The sequence below is a fragment of the Rhizobium sp. FY34 genome, from assembly GCF_005222845.1.
In the GTDB taxonomy this organism is placed as follows: domain Bacteria; phylum Pseudomonadota; class Alphaproteobacteria; order Rhizobiales; family Rhizobiaceae; genus Neorhizobium.
Window position 1 is genome coordinate 253,678 of sequence record NZ_STFZ01000018.1, and the last position, 16,758, is coordinate 270,435.

Consider the following 16,758-nt stretch of genomic DNA (forward strand, 5'->3'; position numbering starts at 1 on the left):
TACTTATCCGAAATAGGTCTGGCCCAGCAGATCGGAGAGTTTCTCCATCTCTGCTTCCAGCTTGGCATAAACGTCGGCATTCATGGCATCGGGCGTCATCACCGCAAGGCCGGAATGCAGCCGCATGGATTCGCGATCGAGCGCCGACATCTGCCCGGTTCCGTGCGGATGCGGCAATTGCTCGACTTCCGTGCGGATCTCGTTCAGCTGGAACAGGATCGAGCGCGGATTGAGCGGATCAAGCGCCAGCAGGTCGGTCACCGTCAGCCGCGCCGTGTTGACATTGTAGCGGCGGCGATGGGTCATCACGCTGTCGCCGATTTCCAGCAGCATGTCGAGCGAGCCGTCTGGGGCATCCGGCCCGGACATGTGGCCGAGCAGCCGCGTCATGTGCAGCCCGCGCTCCAGGTAGCGGCCGATGGACAGGAAGCGCCAGCCAGTAAACCGGTACATGTTTTCGTGCACCAGGCCGGCAAAGCCCGCAAGCTTGCGCAAAAGAACCGTCATCGCATGGGCGGCATCATCGCCTGCCTGTACCGCTTCGTGAAAGCGTTTGGCGGTTTTTGCCAAGTCGTTCAGCGCCAGCCAGCCATCCGGCGAAAAGCGGTCGCGGATATTGCTGGCGGAATAGATGGCGCTGTCGATATTGCGGATCAGCGGTTCGGGCACGGCCTTGGCCATGTCCATGTCGATGCTTTCCAGATAGCGCGCCACATCGGCCAGCAGCGGCTGTGCGGGATTGGCAGCCTCGGCATAGCGGATATGCCAGGAGCGCAGGATGCGCAGCGCGCCTTCGGAGCGCTCGATATAGCGGCCAAGCCAGAACAGGTTGTCGGCGGCGCGGCTGGGCAGGCTGCCCGGCATGTTGCGCGAAAAGCTTTCCTCGGGCGGTAGCAGGCTCTGGCGTTCCACCGGCTTGTCGGAAACGATCCAGACATCGGCTGCCGTGCCGCCGGCCTGCATGGCAATGGCTTCCACATCATCGCCGGAGCCGATGCGGGCAAAGCCGCCGGGCATGATCTGCCAGCCGTTTTCGGTGCGCGCGGCAAAGACGCGCAGCGACATCGGCCTTGGAATGAGCTTGCCGCCGCAATAGGCCGGCGTGGTCGACAGCGTCACGACTTCCTGGCCGACGAGCTTGCCGCCTTCCGAGGCGAGCCATTCGCCGACGGAGCGCTTGGCCGATTCGCGCAGCGACGAGCCCAGCACCGATTGGCCGCTGTCATCAAAGAAGGGCAGGCGCGAATAGGCCGGGCCGATGACCATGCGCTCGATATTGTCGGCCACGTGCTTGCGCTCGCTTTCCTGGCCGCACCACCAGGTGGCAATCGAGGGAAGCAGCAGTTCTTCATCCAGCAGATGATGACAGATGGTGGGGGTGAAGGCGAGCAGCGCGCGGGTTTCCAGAATGCCGGCGCCCAGCGCATTGACGATAGTGACGGAACCGGCGCGCAACGCCTGCACCAGGCCGGGCGTGCCGATATGCGAGTTCTGGTTCAGCTCCAGCGGATCGGCATAGGATGCATCGAGACGCCGCCACAAGACGCCGATGGGTTTGAGGCCGGCCACCGTGCGCACCATGACCCGGTCGTTGACGACGGTAAGATCCTCGCCCTCCAGCAGCATGAAACCGAGATAGCGAGCAATATAGGCGTGTTCGAAATAGGTCTCATTGGCCGGTCCCGGTGTCAGAACCGCGATCCTGTCATCCGGATAGCGCTTATGCGCCTGCAGCGCATTGCGGAAGGCGCCGAAGAAGGAGGCCAGCCGGTGCACATGCATTTCGCCATAGATATCGGAGAGCGCGCGGGTGGTCGCCACGCGGTTTTCCAGGGCAAAGCCGGCGCCTGACGGGGCCTGTGTGCGATCCGCCAGCACCCACCAATTGCCATCCGGCCCGCGGCCGATCTCGAAGGAACAGAAGTGGAGATAGTGCCCGTTGACCGGCTTGACGCCGACCAGCGGGCGCAGGAATTCCGGATTGGACGCCACGAGCGCCGGCGGCAGAATGCCGTCGCGCACCAGCGTATTGTCGCCATAGATATCGGCGACGATCTTTTCCAGAAGCTCGGCGCGCTGCACGAGGCCGGCGGACACCTTTTCCCATTCGCGGCCATCGATCAGCACCGGAACATGCGAAATCGGCCAGCTGCGTTCGCCATTGCCCTGCGCGCCATAGGAGCGATAGAAAACGCCTGCATCGCGCAGATAGCGGTCGGCACGGGCAAAACGCTCATGCAGTTCGCTTTCCGACATGCGGCCCAGCGCGTCGATGAGCGTTTGCCAGACCGGACGGATCTGCCCGTTCCGGTCCAGCATTTCATCCGATACGCCCGACAAGGCACGATAGCCGAGGACTGGATCGTCGCCGATCGCCTCGCTATGGACTGGTCGTTCGTTTGTCGGAATGCGTACCACGTCAGACTCCTATCGGCCGGCGCAGATCGAGAGTCAGCGGAAACTCCGGTGAGACTTGCTCAGGCATCAATACATATTGACCTGCCGTATGCCCCCAAGGTTCAAAGCGCGCAAGCCTGCGGGCTTCTGCCTCATTGCCATTGACGGGGAAAGTCTCATAGCTGCGCCCGCCCGGATGGGCCACGTGATAGACGCATCCGCCAATCGAGCGGCTCGACCAGGTGTCGTAGATGTCGAAGGTGAGCGGCGTGTTGACCGGCAGGGCCGGATGCAGGCCGGAAGCCGGTTGCCAGGCCTTGAACCGCACGCCGGCCACCGATACGCCGGAATGGCCGGTGGGCTTCAGCGGCACCGCGCGGCCGTTGCAGGCAACCCGGTAACGCTCGGGATTGGCCGTTTCCAGCCGCACCTGCAGGCGTTCCACGGAGGAATCCACGTAGCGCACAGTGCCGCCGATCGCGCCCTGTTCACCCATCACATGCCAGGGTTCCAGCGCCTGGCGCAGCTCGAGCTTGGCGCCCTCGTATTCCACCTCGCCGAAGAAGGGGAAGCGGAATTCCAGCTGTGCCTCGAACCATTCGGAGCGGAAATCGAAGCCGTTCTGGCGCAGATCCGCCAGCACGTCGAGGAAATCGGCCCAGACATAATGCGGCAGCATGAAACGGTCGGCCAGCGCCGTTCCCCAGCGCACGAAAGAGCCCTGGATCGGGTTCTTCCACGAGCGGGCAATCAGCGCACGCACCATCAGCTGCTGGGCAAGTGACATGCGGGCATTCGGTGGCATTTCAAAGCCGCGGAATTCTACAAGTCCAAGGCGTCCCGTCGGTCCATCCGGCGAGAACAGCTTGTCGATGCAGATTTCCGAACGATGGGTATTGCCGCTCACATCGGTCAGGAGATTGCGGAACAGGCGATCGACAAGCCAGGGCAGGGGCGCGAGCCCCTGTCCCGGTGCCGGTACCTGCGCCATGGCGATTTCTAGCTCATAGAGGCTGTCATGCCGGGCCTCGTCCACGCGCGGTGCCTGGCTGGTCGGGCCGATGAACAGGCCGGAGAACAGATAGGACAGCGAGGGATGGCGCTGCCAGTGCAGGATCAGGCTTTTCAGCAGGTCCGGGCGGCGCAGGAACGGGCTGTCATTGGGATTGGCACCGCCGACCACAACATGGTTGCCGCCGCCGGTGCCGGTGTGGCGCCCGTCGATCATGAACTTGTCGGCACCCAGCCTGGTCAGGCGCGCTTCCTCATAGACGGCGGTGGTGATTTCCACGCATTCCTTCCAGTTGGAGGCGGGATGGACATTGACCTCGATGACGCCCGGATCGGGCGCGACGCGCATGACATTCAGCCGTTCATCCTGTGGCGGCGTATAGCCTTCGATATGCACGGGAAGCTTGAGAGCGGCGGCTGCCCGTTCCGCCGAAGCGATGAGGTCGAGATAATCTTCCAGCGCTTCGGTCGGCGGCATGAACACGCAGATGCGCCCGTCGCGAACCTCGACGGAAATGGCGGTGCGCACGCGTCCGCCAATCTCCTCATAGGACTGGCCCATCTGCACCTGCTGGGCGGTTTCCCGGCGCAGGGAATGTTCCGGCAGGCTGCGGGCGCTGTCCTTGGTGAAATCGGGCAGCGGCGGGCGCTCCACCGTCGGGTCCATCGGGTTGATATAGGGATAGGACGAGGGCGAAATATAGGGCAGTGAGTTCAGCGGCAGGCGGAAGCCGACGGGAGAATCGCCCGGCAGAAGATAGAGCTGGCCGCGCCGCGTGCGCCATTTCTCGCTGATCCATTTGCGGCCTGTGGCGCGTGTCTGCCAGGCTTGCACCGGCAGTACATAGCCGGCGGGCACGGTGAGCCCCTTGGAGAAGACCTTGGCGATGCGGTTGCGCTCTTCCGGGTCCTTCAGCTTGGAATTGGACGGATCGACATTTTCTGGAAGGTTTGCCTCCTTGACGATCCATTCTGCCGGATCTTCGAAGGCTGGCGTGACATTCTCTGTTTCAAGAGCCAGTTCCGCGGCAACCGCTTTCAGGAAGCGGCCGGCATCCTCGTGATCGACATCGTGTTGCTTGTGCTCGATGGCGATCAGATCCGGATTGTTCCAGATCGGCAGTCCATCCCTGCGCCAGTAGAGCGAGAAGGTCCAGCGCGGCAGGCTTTCGCCGGGATACCATTTTCCCTGGCCGTAATGCAGGAAGCCGCCTGGTGCAAAGCGCTGGCGCAGGCGGCGGATGAGGGCATCTGCCTTGTCGCGCTTGGTGGGGCCGACAGCGCCGGTGTTCCATTCATCGGATTCGAAATCGTCGATCGAAACGAAGGTCGGCTCGCCGCCCATGGTGAGGCGCACGTCCTGCGCGGCCAGAAGCCGGTCCACCTTGTCGCCCAGCGCATTCAGCGCATCCCAGCTCTCGTCGGAAAACGGCTTGGTGATGCGCGGATGCTCAGAAACGCGTGAAACGGACATGTCAAAGTCGAAGGAGGTCTCGGCTTCGCCGAAATAGCCGCCGGAAATCGGCGCGGCATTCTTGTAATGCGGTGTGGCGGCCAGAGGTATGTGGCTTTCACCGGTCAAAAGGCCGGAGGTCGGGTCAAGCCCGATCCAGCCGGCGCCGGGCAGATACACTTCCGTCCAGGCGTGCAGGTCGGTGAAATCCACCTCGGTACCGGAAGGGCCATCGAGCGCCTTCAGATCCGGTGTCAGCTGGATCAGGTAGCCGGAGACGAAGCGCGCGGCAAAGCCCAGATGCCGCAGAACCTGCACGAATAGCCAGCTGCTGTCGCGACAGGAGCCGCGCGCCGTTTCCAGCGTCTGCTCGGGCGTCTGCACGCCGGGCTCCATGCGGATGACATAGCCGATTTCGCGCTGCAGCCTGGCATTGAGGCCGACAACCATATCGACCGTGTGCTGGTCGGGGCTCATGTCCAGCGTATCGAGGAAGGCTTTCAGATGCGGGCCGACCGGTTCCGGCGTGCGGTAGATGGACAGGTCTTCGACCAGCGTTTCGGGATAGGCAAAGGGCCAGCGGGCGGCTTCTTCTTCGACGAAGAAGTCGAAGGGATTGTAGACCGTCATGTCGGCGACGAGATCGACCTCGATCTTGAATTCGGTCACCGGCTCGGGAAACACGAAGCGGGCGAGGTAATTGCCGTAGGGGTCCTGCTGGAGATTGACGAAGTGGTTTGCCGGCGTGACCTTGAGGGAATGGCTGAGGACGCGGGTGCGCGAATGGGCAGCGGGCTTGAGGCGAATGATCTGCGGTCCAAGGCGAACCGGCCTGTCATATTTATAATGGGTTAGGTGATAAATACTGGCTTTGATCGACATGGAGCTCCTTGCCGGACCGCTGCATTAGCCCGCGCTGAATGAAGGCACCAAGTTTGTGCAATGCAAATCAATAAAGCAAGGCAGTTTCGCGCTTTATCCCGTGCAGCAGGATAGTCTTATCAAGCAGGCGCTAAGTCTCTGGCTTGTTTGATGTCCTGCCTGATAATGTTTCCGCCTGCCGCTATATCAGGCGCGTGTCTGCGAGGCGGATCGGCTTCAACGCAAAAAGCCTGCCGGGCGGTGCTCACCAGACAGGCTTTCGCCTAAAAAATTACCATTCATGCCTGTGTGCTGTGCAGATTGCCTCAGCTCAGTTTGCCGTTCGGCGGCGTTGGCTCGCGGATCGCATCTTCGTGATACCAGCAACCACCGAAGGCAAGATCGCTGAACCGCGCAACCTCGACCGGGCCCTTGGCTGCCGCGCGCTCATTCTTGTTGCGGAAGGCGCGCAGGCCTCCGACGGGGAACTGAATGATCTGGGCAGTGGGTCGTTCGATTGCTGTGGCCATGTTCTTATCCTTCGTTCATTCTTCCATTCCAGGCGGGTTTTGCCTATATTTTAGTCTTGATGCTTTAAAATGCAGCTTTTAGCTGATTTATTTGTGGGCATTATGCATAATTTTCGGACATTATGCAAGCGCCGTCTTTCGGTGCTCCGCCGGTGCCACGCGCATGGCGCGAAGGTGCTCGTCGCTGTTCAACAGAGTGATAGGGCGATTGGTTCCACGCTTGTGGGCATGCCGTATCCTGCAGCGCCGATGGGGTGGGAGTTTGTCCGGTCGGCGCGGATTTTTGAGGCAAGTGCACGCACCGGGGTCAACTGGCACGCATTATGCATTTCCATGGTCAGTCCTGGCGGTGGCGCCCATGATGCGGCGCCGCGGGTCGGGATGTGCTCACACCTCGAAGCGTAGAAACGAGAGAGACCTATGACGAAATACAAGCTCGAGTACATTTGGCTCGATGGCTACAAGCCGGTTGCAAACCTTCGCGGAAAGACGCAGATCAAGGAATTCGATGAATTCCCGGCTCTCGAACAGCTCCCGCTCTGGGGCTTCGATGGTTCGTCGACCATGCAGGCCGAAGGTCATAGCTCCGATTGCGTCCTGAAGCCTGTCGCGATCTATCCTGATCCGGCCCGCACCAATGGTGCGCTGGTCATGTGCGAAGTCATGATGCCGGATGGCGTCACGCCGCATCCGACCAACAGCCGCGCCACCATTCTCGACGACGAAGGTGCATGGTTCGGTTTCGAGCAGGAATACTTCTTCTACGAAAACGGCCGTCCGCTCGGCTTCCCGGAACAGGGCTACCCGGCTCCGCAGGGTCCTTACTACACCGGCGTTGGCTACAAGAATGTCGGTTCCATCGCTCGCGAAATCGTTGAAGAGCATCTCGATCTCTGCCTCGAAGCCGGCATCAACCACGAAGGCATCAATGCTGAAGTGGCCAAGGGTCAGTGGGAATTCCAGGTATTCGGCAAGGGCTCCAAGCGCGCCGCCGACCAGATCTGGATCGCTCGCTACCTGCTGCTGCGTCTGTGCGAAAAGTACGGCATCGACGTCGAATTCCATTGCAAGCCGCTCGGCGATACCGACTGGAACGGCTCGGGCATGCATTGCAACTTCTCCACCACGTTCATGCGCGAAATCGGCGGCAAGGACTATTTCGAAGCCCTGATGGCTGCCTTCTCGAAGAACTGGGAAGAGCACATTGCCGTTTACGGTCCGGACAACCACCTGCGCCTGACCGGCAAGCATGAAACGGCTCCGTGGAACAAGTTCTCCTACGGCGTTGCCGACCGTGGCGCCTCGATCCGCGTTCCGCATTCCTTCGTCAACAATGGTTACAAGGGCTATCTCGAAGATCGCCGCCCGAACTCCCAGGGCTGCCCCTACCAGATCGCTTCCGTTGTTCTGAAGACCATTGCTGAAGTGCCGACGGCTGACTACGCCAAGAGCGCTGCCTGATCCTTTATCGGACGGACACACAAACGAACGGCACTGGAGCGATCCGGTGCCGTTTGCATTTGGTCTGTGAGTTTTACGTGTTTACGTGACTTCGCCCACGGCTTCCCGTCGCTGCCGGTCCAGTTCTTCGCTATAGCGGCGCAGCGTATGCGCCTCGCTGAGCTGGCCCATAACCCGCCGATCGATGAGATTGCTGATCACCGCCAGCGCTTCGGCATGCGTTTCCTCGAAAATCCCGGCAGCCTGTTTGGCATTCATCTGCGGCAGCAGGAAATCATTCTGGTGCCGAATGAAATCAGCAAGCTGTGTGCGCGGCTTGATGGCTTCCGCCTCATCGGCATAGATATCCGGCAGAGAGATGATGCCGGTATAGCGGCCACTGTCATCGGTGATAACCACCCGCTTGGCCGAGCCGAGCGGGAAGGTTTCGCGAAAGGCTTCGAGCGTGACGTCAAGCTTGGCGCATTTGACATCGGCGCGCATCAGCTTGTCGACGGTGAGATTGCGGATCCAGCCGACATCATGGGCGCTGCGAATGCTTTCGCCGCGCAGGTGAAAGCGCCAGGTGGCAAAGGAATAGCCGAATGTGGTGCGCACCACGACGGAGGAGGTGATGACGGCGGCAAGCACCAGCGCGGTGATGGGAAAGTCGGCGGTGATTTCCAGGGCAAGGAAGGTCATGGTCAGCGGTCCGCCGATGATAGCGACCGCCAGCGCGCTCATGCCGACGACGGCCAGCACTGTGGGTGTGAGTGAGCCGGTGGTGATGAGGTCTGCCGGCATGGCAAAGATCTTGCCCACCAGCGCCCCCATGAACAGCGAGGCGAAGAACAGCCCGCCGCGAAAGCCCGAACCGATGGAAATGGCTGAGGCAAAGGATTTGAGCAGGAAAAGCCCGATGAGGATCTGCACTGGTGCGTCGCTGTCGAGGTTGAGATGCAGCGCGCCATGGCCGGCCGAGAGAACCTGCGGCGTGACAAGCGCAAGCAGGCCGATGACGATGCCGCCGAGCGCTGGGCGCACGTGAGGTGGCAGCGAACTCTTGCGCGCCATTTCCTCGACGAAGGCGACGCCCTGCATGATGAGGATGCCGATGCCGGCGCAGATGGCGCCGAGCAGGATGGCGGGCACGTAATCGGCGGGCATTATCGTGCCGATTTCACCCACTTCAATCAGGAAGCTGTCACCTGAGAGGCCGCGAGCGACAAAGGTGGCGATGATGGCCGACACCACCACCGGCGCCAGCGCCACCATGCTATAGGTGCCGATGATCAGTTCGAAAGCATAGAAGGCGCCGGTCAGCGGCGCATTGAAGGCCGAGGCGATGGCGCCGGCTGCACCGCAGCCGACGAGGATTCGCATATCCTCGCGGCGCAGCTTCAGCTTGGTGCCAAGCTTGGAGGCGATGCCGGTGGAGAGCTGGGTATAGCCGGCTTCCAGCCCGACAGAGGCGCCAAATCCGTTCGAGATGAGGTTCTGGGCTGCCACGATAAAGCTGTCGGTCAGGGAGATGCGGCCGCCATAAAGGGCGTTTGCCTCGATCGGGTCAATGATTGGGCGCCGGCGCTTTCGGCTGAGGATATAGAGGAAGAGACCGAGCAGCATGCCGCCGATGATGGGGGCGATGAGCACGATCAGTCTGTTGTCGATCTCGGCCGAACTCAGCCATTCCGACATGTCGATGCCGAAGATCAGGCTGTGCATCGCCCGCGAGATCCAGCTCATGACGCTGACGGCGGTGCCGGCCGCCACGCCAATGGTGGCACCCGATACGATGAGGCCGATTTCGCTGCCGCGGGCGAAAGCCTTCTTCCGGATGAGCTTGCCCCGTGCCTGGATAGGCTTCAGGAGCGCATGGGAGAAGAAGGATGGGATCAGGCGCATTGTCTTCCTGCATTCTCTGGGCGGCCTCAGCCGCACCGGATGTCATGGCCGCAGATGCGCCATGCGTGGCAAGGCCTCTGGAACCAGACTTGCCGTGCAAGCGCAAGAGCTGATACCAAGTGTCGACGATAGAAACCGATTGCGCTGGAGCGATTTTGATTTTCGACAAAGTCCGGGAGGCAAAATTGCCCGGTCCTTCGGATGGGCCGGATTTCGTTCGCCGGCTATGTCGCAATCCTCGACCGATGCGGGAGCATCGCTCTCCGGTATGCTCCTTGCCGGATGAACGTCTCCGGTCCCACGCAATAGGTTCCTATCATCGACGCTTGGTATGAATTGTAACGCGGAGCGATCCTGTCAAGCGCTGATGGTCAACAGGGTGTTTCATCCATCGGGTCCCGCCTCCTGCATAGGATAGTTTGCGCGACTGTTTGATGAACGGCTAATTCAGCCGCCGTTCACAGGGCGAGCCCTAGGATCGGGACAGTCATTCACCCGAGGGTTTCTCCATGAAGGCCTTTCTTCTCGCCGCCGCACTTTTGATGAGCGGCCCCGTCATCAGCCAGGCGCAGCCCATGCCGCTGGCCCCGGCCAGCCAGGGCACCCTTGCCGCGCCCTCGCTGGTGCAGCCGGTCGATTATGCCTGCGGTCCCGGCTGGCGTCAGACGCGCTATGGTGACTGCGTGCCGCGCCGTCGCCCACCGCCGGACCGTTACTACCGACCACCGCCGCGGGATTGGGGCTGGGCGCCTCCGCCGCCGCGCTATCGCCCGCCACCGCCGCCGCAATGGGGCTGGGCCCCGCCGCCGCGCGATTACCATCGCCCGCCACCGCGCGGTGACTGGGGGCCGCCGCCGCGCTGGTAGGATCTGGATATGCACAAAGGGCAGGTTCGCGAGAGCCTGCCCTTTGTGCTTGGAGATCGATGTGCGTGGAGATGGATCTGGCAGTCAGACCGCCTAGCGGCAGATGCCGGTTGCCAGCGCCCGCTGGATGCCGCGCACATCCGATCCCTTGCCAAGCGTACGCTGGATGGGCTGTTCGCTGCCGGATACCCAGATGCGCAATTCCGATTCCAGATCGAATGTGCCGGCCGTTTCCACCGAAAACCGTGTGACCGCCCGGTAGGGAATGGTCATATACTCAACCTTGCTGCCGGTGATGCCCTGGATATCCACTAGAATCAGTCGGTGCTGGGTGAAGACGAAGAAATCCCGCACGATTCGAAAAGCCAGCTGCGGCTGTTCGCCATCGATCAGCACGCCATCCAGGCGCTTCCTGATGTCGGCAGGGTCAACACTCGATCCATGGCCGAGCAGGCTGTCGAAAAGTCCCATTCTTCTATCTCTCCCGTAAACGCCAGTTTTGTTCGTCGGAGAGATAGGGACGAGGGAAGGGGAATTCAGCCCCCGGACGCGTCAAATGAGGGTGTGATCGTCTGGAGAGCCTCGGTTTCGGTGCAGAATAGCTGCGGCTGGCGCTGAGATCTTGAGCTGATTCTCTGTGCTGTCGCGATGGCTGGTGAGGCTTGGTCGGGACTACCTGAACCCCAGAAACGGAGAAATCCGCCGAAGCGGATTTCTCAACGTTTAGAATGGAATGGTGGGCGTGACAGGGATTGAACCTGTGACCCCTACGATGTCAACACGGTACGCACCCAGTAAAACCGGCCGTTCTCTAACTACCTCGTCCCATCGCGTCAACGCGCTTCTGGCTTCAACAAGCCCTTATCTTGGGCATAGCTTGGGCAATATCGAACGCGCTGCGCAATGGTTGGCGGCGCACCTTCATGAAATATCCGGGCCGTTCTTTCCCGTCCTTCGTCAGAAGTTCCGACTTCCCCAAATGGAAATCGTGGCGGCGGTAAGCTGGGCTTGCGTCCTCATGATGGTGACAGCGGCGGGGGAGGGCATGGCCGATGGCTGACCTTTCAGCATCCCCCGCGCTGTTGCGGTCGCTCTCGCGCTTCGCCCATCGTCCCCTGAATGGCTATGAGCAGCGCATTGCCGACGGACTGGCAACGAAGCCGGTCACACAAGCGCACCAGCGCCAGGCGCTATCCGTTTCGACAGAGCGGGCCATGAAGGCGGCGGCGCGCGCACGGCTGACACCAGAACAACGCTCCAAGGCAATCGAGCGGCGGCGCAAGTGGGCCGGAGGTGGCAGCATGCCGCCTGACGTGAGGGCCGGTTATAGCGAAGCAGAGCGCGCCGCCTTGGCAGTCATTGCCGATGCATGCCGGCGTAAGGGCTTCTGTGATCTGTGCCTCGACGAGATCGGGCGCATTGCAGGCGTCAGCCGGACCAGTGTGCAGAACGCTATCCGCAAGGCGCGTTCTCGCGAGCGCTCACAGATCAGCGTCAGGGAGCGTCCGCAGCAGGGCGGCAAGAGCCTGACGAACGTCATCAAGATTGTATGCGCGTCGTGGATCGGCTGGATCAAGCGCGCCATAGGGTTCAAACGTCTGAACACTTCAGAGACTGGAGATAATAACTCTCTCTCTGAGTACAATCGAAACGGCAAAAGGGCTCTTGAGAGGGTGAAGGCCGAACCGGCTTGGAGCCCATTGCACGCCTTGCGTGTGGCTGGTGATCCAAAGCGGAATGATGAGGCGCGTTCTCTGTTCGACTTGGCCTCCCTTCCTGCCCTGAACGGGTGGCGAAGATGATGGATTGCTCGATCACATGCGGCGGAAGGCTTGTCGATCGGCATAGCGACGAGGCCTCATTGCTTGCCGAACTGCTGGCAGACCTGGAGGCAGAGGCGGTGCGCCGTGGCTGGCCTGGTGCTGCGGTGGTGGCGTTTCGGATCGCTGGCGATAGCCGACAGATCGAGATTGCGCCGGCTGATGGCTGGGCTCTGACGATCGAGACGCTGCAGGCGTTCAGACGGGCAGGCAAGCCATGACGAACCAGACACAGACCCCGCCCCCCGTCAAAAGTTCAGAGCCTTGCGCTTCAAGACCGGTGCTCTCAAAACAAAAAAAGCGGCGCGATATTTTGGCGATAAAACTTTTTTGTGGGACCGAAAAGGGCAGTGAAGGCAAGGCATTAGAACAAAATCGCGCCATTGCCAGCGATGCGACGGGCATCCTCGACCTGTTCGGCCACGACGCGGAAAACCATTCCGCAAAATCCAAAAAACAGCCCGAAATTCGCGAAAATGCGTGTTCGTGGTGCGGTGCGCCGTTTTCGCAGTCGCTGCGATGGGGCCGGCCGCTGCGCTTCTGTTCCGACCCATGCCGGCACGCTTCGAAGGCCGACCAGGTGCGGGAGTGGAGAAGCGCCCACGCTGGCAAGCCCGCCGCCGGCCTCATCACCTGCCGCGCCTGCCGCCGCGACTTTTCTCCGCCGCCGCGATCCACCGGACGCGCGCCGCACTGGTGCAGCCACGCCTGCAAGCTGGCCTCGCTGCGCAAGCCTGCCGATCGGCCGGCAACGCCTGACCTCTTCACCCAAACCGAAAGGATCAACGATGACTGACCAGACCGACACCACGGCGGATGATGCCGCGCACGCTCAAGCCGTCGATACAGTCGTCAATTCGATTTTTGAGCTTGTTCCTGCCTTCGCACGCCTGGGAGCATCGCCAGAAATGGTTTTTGAGGGCGCGGTGAAGGCCGGCGCGGCGGTCCTCATGTCCGGCGCGGGTGCCAGCCGCTTCGATGTGGCCGAGCTGCTGGAGCACATGGCGGCGGGCTTCCGAGTGACGCATGACCCAAAACGGGGGAATTTGCATGTTGTCGAATAATGCCCCCTTGTCAGCCGTGCCGGATCATGCCAGCTTTGCCGCCGTGTCAGACGAAAGCTGCCTGCGGGATGCAGGGACTTCCGCCGAGACCACCTCAGGCGCGCCAGTGGGATGCTGGGCAAACGAGGCAAAGCCTAACTCAGACGAAACGACGCAAGCCGAACACGCCGAAACCGAACCTGCGGGATGCAGGCCGGATGAAGGCGACGAACGCCAAGCGCACGCCGATGATGATGGCACTTTGTCCGTGAATGCGCCTGGTGGACCGTCTGAACCCTCCTCAACAGAGCCAAAGACCGCCGCCGATGCGATCAAGTCGCGCCGCGACTTTGAGGCATTTCTCCGCACCAACGGATTTTCACGCGCCGCAGCGAAAGCCATAGCCGCCAATGGCTGGGCCTCGATCGGTGAAGACAAATCTAGCGCGCTTGACGATCTGGCAGACATGATCCGCGCGCAAACGGAAGAGTTGAGACAATGGACCTGAATGATTTGAAAGACCTGATCACCCTTCAGGGCAAGGCCTTCGACGGTGTGAAAGCCAAGCTGGACGGTATCGACGCCGCCATTGCAGCCGAACGCAAGGAACGCGAAGAGCTTGAGGCGAAAATGAACCGTGTCGGCATGTTCGGCGGCAATGGATCGTTGCCAGGCCTTCCGGGTTCCAAGCGCAGCGCTGGCCTGGTGGCCGAACACAAGGCGCTTGATACCTTCATCCGCACGGGCGACGAAACAGAGCTGAAGACGCTGCGCGCCGGTTCCGATCCGGACGGCGGCTATACCGTGCTGCCGAATTTCAGCGCCGGCATGACACAGCGCCTGTTCGATATTTCCCCGATGCGGCGTCTGGCGCGCTTCGAAACCATCGGCGCGGGTGATTCGTTCGAAGAAATCGACGATCGCGGCGAGGCCGGCGCGACGTGGGTTAGCGAAAGCGAAGGCCGGCCGGCAACCACAACGCCACAGATTGGCAAGTGGCGCATTCCCGCCCATGAAATCTACTCGCTTCAGCCTGTCACGCAGCGCCTTCTTGACGATACGTCGCGCGACCTGGGCGCATGGATCGAAACGAAGATTTCCGACAAGTTCGGACGCAGCGAAGGTTCCTCCTTCGTTAATGCGGATGGTGCCGGCAAGCCGCGCGGTTTCCTGAGTTATCCGACGACCGAGGAAAAGGACTTTGTGCGCGCGGCTGGCAAGCTGCAGTTCGTCAAAAGCGGTGCCGCCGCCGGCTTCGCCACCAGCGCCGCCGCCGATGCCCTGAAGTCGCTGATGTGGTCGCTTCGCGCGCCTTACCGTGCCGGCGCTGTGTGGATGATGAACAGTAACACGGCTTCCATTGTCGACAAGTTCAAGGATGGCCAGGGGAATTACATCTGGCGTGATGGCATGACGGCCGGCGCTCCGCCTTCGCTTCTCGGATATGCCGTGGAAATCAACGAAGACATGCCGGACGTTGCCGCGAACGCCTTCCCGATCGCGTTCGGAAATTTCCCGCTGAGCTACTGCATCGTTGAAAAGCCCGGCATCAAGATGCTGCGCGACCCCTACACCAGTAAGCCCAACGTGCTGTTTTACGGATATCGGCGTGTTGGTGGCGGCGTCACGAATGACGACGCGCTGAAGCTCCTGAAGATCGCTGAATGATCTTTCCCGCCTGGTCACGACGCTCCGACCAGGCCGCACAAGCCGTGAGTGTGCGTCACAACCTCGGCAGCCGCCGGCCCGTTAAGTGCGGGTGCGGCGGCATTTCCTCAGGTAAATTCAGAGGTGACAACATGAAAATCTTCAAGAGTGCATGCCTTGCCGGCCTCGCCCTGGTGGGCTTTGCCGTGCCGGCCCATGCCGAGCCGGTCACGACTGCTTTATTCGGTGGTGCACTTTTATCCGGCTCCATTGGTTCTGTAGTTCTCAAGGTAGGTTTCGCCATCGCGCCGTCATACGGCTTTTGCAACGTTGGGCGCACCAGATGAGCGCCCTGATTGCCTATGTCAGGGGCGCAAATGCCCACATCATCACCGATGGCGCGGCGACGACACCAGGCGGATGGTTTGGGCGATTGACGCCCAAGGTTCTGCCTGTTCCGCACCTCGGCATTGCCGTCGCTGGTCGCGGTTCATTGCCGATCGTGCGGCGTTTGATGTGGTATGTGTCGACATTCGCCAGTCAGGCGGAATTGCGTCAGGCTTTGCCCGCCGCTCTTGCCAAAACATATGGATGGCGCGCCCGGCTTCTGCCGTGGGTCTACCGGTTCGATTTGCTGATTGTCGGCACAGATGGCACGGCCGGCTTTGCCTTCCTGGTGTCCAGCATTCCGCATCCTGGCATGAAGCCTTTTCAGTTGCTCGAGGTCGATTCGCTGTTTGCTTCACCGCAAGTCGATGACGATCGGCTGCGTATGATTCTCGATCGCCTGGACGGTGACAAAAGCGCCTTGTTTGCCGATGGCGAGCGCGCACTTGCCGATCTGCTGGACATTCAGCGGGAAAACGGTCGCGTGGGTGGATTCGGGCAAATCACGACGATCGGCAGCCGCGGCATTGTCACGCGCATATTCAAGCGCTGGCCTGATCAGGTGGGGGATTATCTTCGCCGCGCACGCCAGCGGGAAACGGCGGTTGAATATGCGTGAGGACCAGGCTGAAGACTTCGCTATCGACGTGTTTCAAAAGTCGATCAGGACGCTGGAGCTTGCCGGCGTGCCTCGCGGCGCAATTCATGTAGCGATGTTGACCCTCATTGCCGATTGGGGCGTGAAGGCGGCCGGCGACGGTGCGGAGCTGAATATGGCCGTCCTGGATGCCGCTATCGAGGAATCATTGCAGGCTGCTGGATTGACCCCGCCTGATTTCGGGAGAGGCTTGAATGGCACCGAATAAGGGCGGCATCCGCCTTGAAGGATTCAAAGAGCTGGAAAGGGCGCTGATGGAGCTGCCAAAGGCGACGGCTCGCAATGTTGGAAAGCGTACCCTGGTGAAGGCTGCGCAGCCCATCAAGAACAAGGCTCAAAGCCTTGCGCCAAAGGATACCGGCGAACTGAAACAGCGCATTGTCGTCAGCACGAAAGCGCCTGCAAATCATGATCCCGGCGATATCGCATATTCCAAGGTGATGCAGGGCGGCGGCGACCAGGGGCAGGCGGTTGCCGCCATGCGCGCGGCCCGGCGCGCCAGCAACACGCTGACAGAGGTATTCGTGGGGCCGGCACACACCCGCAACAAGCAGGCGGCGGAAAAGACGATCGTGCAGGAATTCGGCTCGAAAGATCAGCCCGGCAAGCCCTATATGCGCCCGGCCTGGGACAGTGAGAAAGACACGGCGCTGGAGATTATCAAGACCGAGCTGGGCAATGAAATCACCAAGGCCACACAGCGTGCGGCAAAACGTGCTGCCAAGCGAGTGAAGACTTAA

General features: G+C 61.1%; 16 protein-coding genes. 11 read left to right on the forward strand and 5 right to left on the reverse strand.

Annotated features, from left to right (window positions below):
• Nucleotides 1–3: 3 nt before the first annotated feature.
• From E8M77_RS15435 to E8M77_RS15445, 3 genes are all read right to left on the reverse strand, one after another.
• Nucleotides 4–2,373, reverse strand: a complete 2,370-nt coding sequence (locus tag E8M77_RS15435) for a circularly permuted type 2 ATP-grasp protein (protein ID WP_246659298.1) — start codon at nucleotides 2,371–2,373, stop codon at nucleotides 4–6.
• 46 nt (nucleotides 2,374–2,419) lie between these two features.
• Nucleotides 2,420–5,743 (reverse strand): transglutaminase family protein, encoded by a 3,324-nt coding sequence (locus E8M77_RS15440; RefSeq protein WP_137131519.1) that lies wholly within the window; start codon nucleotides 5,741–5,743, stop codon nucleotides 2,420–2,422.
• A 305-nt stretch (nucleotides 5,744–6,048) separates the two neighbouring features.
• Entirely contained in the window at nucleotides 6,049–6,252 is a 204-nt protein-coding gene (locus E8M77_RS15445; protein ID WP_137131520.1) for a DUF2735 domain-containing protein, read from the reverse strand.
• Between the two features lie 420 nt (nucleotides 6,253–6,672).
• Between E8M77_RS15445 and E8M77_RS15450 the strand changes: the two genes are divergently transcribed.
• The gene (locus tag E8M77_RS15450; RefSeq protein ID WP_137131521.1) at nucleotides 6,673–7,713 is read left to right on the forward strand and encodes a glutamine synthetase beta-grasp domain-containing protein; all 1,041 of its coding nucleotides are present in this window, start codon (nucleotides 6,673–6,675) and stop codon (nucleotides 7,711–7,713) included.
• A gap of 81 nt (nucleotides 7,714–7,794) precedes the next feature.
• On the opposite strand, the gene E8M77_RS15455 is transcribed toward E8M77_RS15450, so the two are convergent.
• Together E8M77_RS15455 and E8M77_RS15460 are read right to left on the reverse strand one after the other, a co-directional pair.
• On the reverse strand, nucleotides 7,795–9,597 hold the full coding sequence (locus E8M77_RS15455) for a chloride channel protein (RefSeq protein ID WP_137131522.1): 1,803 nt from the start codon (nucleotides 9,595–9,597) through the stop codon (nucleotides 7,795–7,797).
• A 959-nt stretch (nucleotides 9,598–10,556) separates the two neighbouring features.
• Nucleotides 10,557–10,934, reverse strand: coding sequence for a PH domain-containing protein (locus E8M77_RS15460; protein ID WP_137131523.1), 378 nt, complete (start codon nucleotides 10,932–10,934; stop codon nucleotides 10,557–10,559).
• A gap of 581 nt (nucleotides 10,935–11,515) precedes the next feature.
• Here E8M77_RS15460 and E8M77_RS15465 point away from each other — a divergent pair.
• Genes E8M77_RS15465 through E8M77_RS15510 form a run of 10 tightly spaced genes read left to right on the forward strand, consistent with a single transcriptional unit; the run spans nucleotide 11,516 to nucleotide 16,758 of the window.
• Nucleotides 11,516–12,265, forward strand: a complete 750-nt coding sequence (locus E8M77_RS15465; RefSeq protein WP_137131524.1) for a hypothetical protein — start codon at nucleotides 11,516–11,518, stop codon at nucleotides 12,263–12,265.
• On the forward strand, nucleotides 12,262–12,504 hold the full coding sequence (locus tag E8M77_RS15470) for a hypothetical protein (RefSeq protein ID WP_137131525.1): 243 nt from the start codon (nucleotides 12,262–12,264) through the stop codon (nucleotides 12,502–12,504). The genes E8M77_RS15465 and E8M77_RS15470 overlap by 4 nt, the downstream gene beginning before the upstream one ends.
• Nucleotides 12,501–13,079, forward strand: a complete 579-nt coding sequence (locus E8M77_RS15475) for a hypothetical protein (RefSeq protein WP_137131526.1) — start codon at nucleotides 12,501–12,503, stop codon at nucleotides 13,077–13,079. Before E8M77_RS15470 ends, E8M77_RS15475 begins: the two co-directional genes overlap by 4 nt.
• On the forward strand, nucleotides 13,072–13,347 hold the full coding sequence (locus E8M77_RS15480; RefSeq protein ID WP_137131527.1) for a hypothetical protein: 276 nt from the start codon (nucleotides 13,072–13,074) through the stop codon (nucleotides 13,345–13,347). Before E8M77_RS15475 ends, E8M77_RS15480 begins: the two co-directional genes overlap by 8 nt.
• Entirely contained in the window at nucleotides 13,334–13,834 is a 501-nt protein-coding gene (locus E8M77_RS15485; protein ID WP_137131528.1) for a hypothetical protein, read from the forward strand. Before E8M77_RS15480 ends, E8M77_RS15485 begins: the two co-directional genes overlap by 14 nt.
• A complete protein-coding gene (locus E8M77_RS15490; protein WP_137131529.1) occupies nucleotides 13,825–14,994 on the forward strand; it encodes a phage major capsid protein in 1,170 nt (389 codons plus the stop codon). Before E8M77_RS15485 ends, E8M77_RS15490 begins: the two co-directional genes overlap by 10 nt.
• The gene (locus E8M77_RS15495) at nucleotides 14,991–15,320 is read left to right on the forward strand and encodes a hypothetical protein (RefSeq protein WP_137131530.1); all 330 of its coding nucleotides are present in this window, start codon (nucleotides 14,991–14,993) and stop codon (nucleotides 15,318–15,320) included. The genes E8M77_RS15490 and E8M77_RS15495 overlap by 4 nt, the downstream gene beginning before the upstream one ends.
• Nucleotides 15,317–15,979 carry a hypothetical protein gene (locus tag E8M77_RS15500; RefSeq protein WP_137131531.1) on the forward strand — a complete coding sequence of 221 codons (663 nt, stop codon included), beginning with the start codon at nucleotides 15,317–15,319 and terminating at the stop codon, nucleotides 15,977–15,979. Before E8M77_RS15495 ends, E8M77_RS15500 begins: the two co-directional genes overlap by 4 nt.
• The gene (locus E8M77_RS15505) at nucleotides 15,972–16,226 is read left to right on the forward strand and encodes a hypothetical protein (RefSeq protein WP_137131532.1); all 255 of its coding nucleotides are present in this window, start codon (nucleotides 15,972–15,974) and stop codon (nucleotides 16,224–16,226) included. Before E8M77_RS15500 ends, E8M77_RS15505 begins: the two co-directional genes overlap by 8 nt.
• Nucleotides 16,213–16,758 (forward strand): HK97-gp10 family putative phage morphogenesis protein, encoded by a 546-nt coding sequence (locus E8M77_RS15510; RefSeq protein ID WP_137131533.1) that lies wholly within the window; start codon nucleotides 16,213–16,215, stop codon nucleotides 16,756–16,758. The genes E8M77_RS15505 and E8M77_RS15510 overlap by 14 nt, the downstream gene beginning before the upstream one ends.

Bases quoted from the DNA above. Each gene is read 5' to 3' on its own strand.
- E8M77_RS15485 (WP_137131528.1), top strand. From the start codon at position 13,334: ATGTTGTCGAATAATGCCCCCTTGTCAGCCGTGCCGGATCATGCCAGC.
- E8M77_RS15470 (WP_137131525.1), top strand. From the start codon at position 12,262: ATGATGGATTGCTCGATCACATGCGGCGGAAGGCTTGTCGATCGGCAT.
- E8M77_RS15460 (WP_137131523.1), bottom strand. From the start codon at position 10,934: ATGGGACTTTTCGACAGCCTGCTCGGCCATGGATCGAGTGTTGACCCT.
- E8M77_RS15505 (WP_137131532.1), top strand. From the start codon at position 15,972: ATGCGTGAGGACCAGGCTGAAGACTTCGCTATCGACGTGTTTCAAAAG.
- E8M77_RS15450 (WP_137131521.1), top strand. From the start codon at position 6,673: ATGACGAAATACAAGCTCGAGTACATTTGGCTCGATGGCTACAAGCCG.
- E8M77_RS15490 (WP_137131529.1), top strand. From the start codon at position 13,825: ATGGACCTGAATGATTTGAAAGACCTGATCACCCTTCAGGGCAAGGCC.
- E8M77_RS15455 (WP_137131522.1), bottom strand. From the start codon at position 9,597: ATGCGCCTGATCCCATCCTTCTTCTCCCATGCGCTCCTGAAGCCTATC.
- E8M77_RS15445 (WP_137131520.1), bottom strand. From the start codon at position 6,252: ATGGCCACAGCAATCGAACGACCCACTGCCCAGATCATTCAGTTCCCC.
- E8M77_RS15480 (WP_137131527.1), top strand. From the start codon at position 13,072: ATGACTGACCAGACCGACACCACGGCGGATGATGCCGCGCACGCTCAA.
- E8M77_RS15495 (WP_137131530.1), top strand. From the start codon at position 14,991: ATGATCTTTCCCGCCTGGTCACGACGCTCCGACCAGGCCGCACAAGCC.
- E8M77_RS15475 (WP_137131526.1), top strand. From the start codon at position 12,501: ATGACGAACCAGACACAGACCCCGCCCCCCGTCAAAAGTTCAGAGCCT.
- E8M77_RS15440 (WP_137131519.1), bottom strand. From the start codon at position 5,743: ATGTCGATCAAAGCCAGTATTTATCACCTAACCCATTATAAATATGAC.
- E8M77_RS15510 (WP_137131533.1), top strand. From the start codon at position 16,213: ATGGCACCGAATAAGGGCGGCATCCGCCTTGAAGGATTCAAAGAGCTG.
- E8M77_RS15500 (WP_137131531.1), top strand. From the start codon at position 15,317: ATGAGCGCCCTGATTGCCTATGTCAGGGGCGCAAATGCCCACATCATC.
- E8M77_RS15465 (WP_137131524.1), top strand. From the start codon at position 11,516: ATGGCTGACCTTTCAGCATCCCCCGCGCTGTTGCGGTCGCTCTCGCGC.